Genomic DNA, 394 nt, shown 5'->3' with positions numbered 1-394 from the left:
TAGAAAACCGAAATGACTCATAGTTTTGAAAATCAGACTTAGGAATTTGGCTACTAAAACTCAAATACCTAAGATCAAATTTCTGATTAAGCCAACCGCCCTAACTTCGCGCTTACCTAAGAATTGATTGAGGCAACTCTCTGAATTTCCAGCGTCAAAGAATAAGTGTCCGGAAAACAGCGCCCACTGAAGCCAACTTGCCGACAAGCACAAAACCAAAAAGTTGAGGGAAGAAAGAAATACCATAACCCGCTGATTTTATTTGATTAAGCATAACGCTGCGTTAAGGGGTGAATGCCGCACAAACCAGCTTTTTGCAAACCACTTTCACCACAAAAATCACTGCAAACCAAAAATGCCACGCTGCATGAATCCCTCTTTAACGCTTTGTTAG

Annotated in this window: 2 protein-coding genes; both read right to left on the bottom strand. The window is 40.9% G+C overall.

Translation table 11 applies throughout. From position 1 onward, the window contains the following. Positions 1 to 60: 60 nt before the first annotated feature. Positions 61 to 246: a hypothetical protein gene (locus tag FC652_RS20755; protein ID WP_255199205.1), complete on the bottom strand. Its 186-nt coding sequence runs from the start codon at positions 244 to 246 to the stop codon at positions 61 to 63. 20 nt (positions 247 to 266) lie between these two features. Beyond that, positions 267 to 394: DUF3265 domain-containing protein (locus tag FC652_RS20915; RefSeq protein WP_176299923.1), on the bottom strand; the 128-nt coding region annotated here is incomplete at its 5' end.

It is taken from the genome of Vibrio sp. 05-20-BW147, assembly GCF_013369385.1.
Taxonomy (GTDB): domain Bacteria; phylum Pseudomonadota; class Gammaproteobacteria; order Enterobacterales; family Vibrionaceae; genus Vibrio; species Vibrio floridensis.
Note: the sequence above shows the minus strand (reverse complement) of the source record. Positions and strands in the feature narration are given on the sequence as shown.

Excerpts from the sequence above, each read along its gene's own strand:
- FC652_RS20755 (WP_255199205.1), bottom strand. The coding sequence starts at position 246 with ATGGTATTTCTTTCTTCCCTCAACTTTTTGGTTTTGTGCTTGTCGGCA.